The 1,481-nt window shown below is 42.1% G+C and carries 2 protein-coding genes; both read left to right on the forward strand.

The window, feature by feature from the left end:
* Positions 1-498, forward strand: a 498-nt coding sequence (locus tag B3182_RS00705) for an ATP-binding protein (protein WP_349677923.1), incomplete at its 5' end; no start/stop codon positions are given.
* Positions 495-1,139: a response regulator gene (locus B3182_RS00710; RefSeq protein WP_292356340.1), complete on the forward strand. Its 645-nt coding sequence runs from the start codon at positions 495-497 to the stop codon at positions 1,137-1,139. The genes B3182_RS00705 and B3182_RS00710, both read left to right, overlap by 4 nt.
* The last annotated feature ends 342 nt before the right edge of the window (positions 1,140-1,481 follow it).

Below are 1,481 nucleotides of genomic sequence, written 5' to 3' on the forward strand. Positions count from 1 at the left end.
AACAGTGCAGCAGCCATTGATTCCGTTCACCGTCGGATGACAACTATTGTTCGTTCGATGTTGCAACGTTTACGGCCACCGGAATTAACGGCTTTAGGGATACATGGTGCTATTTCAGAGTTATTTAATGATTGGGTGATTCGCCATCCACAGCATCATGCGAAACTCAGTATAGAAGGGAATTTCAATGAGCTTGATGAAACCCGGCAATTGACCATATATCGTATTGTTCAGGAATGTTTAACCAATATTAGTCGTCACGCCGGAGCTGAAAATGTTGAAGTAAAAGTCAGTTTAAGTTGCAATAACGATTTAATAGATATAAGTGTAAATGATAACGGAAACGGTTATCATCCGAATAGTTCGAATAAAGGTTATGGTTTAACTGGAATGCGAGAACGAGTAGAAGCGTTGTCAGGAAGTTTTCATATTACGTCAGCACATGGTGATGGATTTACGCTTTCTGCGACTTTTCCAACCCAAGGTAATGCTGAATGAAGAACGAGATCCGAGTTTTACTGGCAGATGATCACGAAGTAGTTAGGTCTGGCCTTGCAAGAATGCTTGAGCGTAATGATGATATGCACATTGTTGGTGAAGCAACCAGCGGTGAACAGGCCTATCAAATGTACACGGAACTTGATCCTGATATCCTTATTATGGATATGAGCATGCCGGGAATTGGGGGGTTGGAAGCGCTTAGACGTATTCTGGTGCGTTATACCAAAGCAAAAGTGATAATGTTTTCCATGCATGAAAACGTTACATTGGCGGTTCAGTCGATGAGTGCTGGAGCTGCAGCTTATTTAGCCAAATCGGGTGACTCTGAGGATATCGTTAAAGCAATTCGCCAGGTGATGGATGGGAAAAGTTACCTAAGTTCAGAAATGGCACAACGTATTGCGCTGCAAAGTGTTTCCGGTTCAGAAGACCCGATACAGCGTTTGACAGTAAGAGAATTTGAAGTATTCCGGTTACTGGCGGAGGGCCATGCATTGGAATATATTGCGGAAACGTTGAATTTAGGTCAGAAAACTGTCGCGAATTATCAAACGATGCTAAAACAGAAGCTCGGATTTCATTCATCTGTAGAGTTAGTGCGGCTTGCAATCAAGTATAACGTCATAAAAAGTCATTAAATTTTCAGTCCTCTACAGGCACTAAACTGAGGAATAATGGGAAGAACTTCCCTGTTCGGGAAAAAATCCCGATATCAGAGTGACTGCTTCCTAATGATTCTCAGGCAAAATCGGCATAAAGTCACAACCTCATGAAAGAACAGCGACGCTGACATCATGAACGATAAAAACTATAGAGGACAACTTTATGAAGCTGAAAACATTATCAATCGCAATGATGGGTTTAGTAGCACCAGGTCTGGTCGCTGCTGATGAACTCATCGATATGCAGAAAAATGCTAATAACTGGGTTATGCCAGCAGGTAACTATGCTAACCAGCGTTACAGCGAACTGACTCAAAT

This window comes from Methylophaga sp. UBA4204, assembly GCF_002379485.1.
In the GTDB taxonomy this organism is placed as follows: Bacteria; Pseudomonadota; Gammaproteobacteria; order Nitrosococcales; family Methylophagaceae; genus Methylophaga.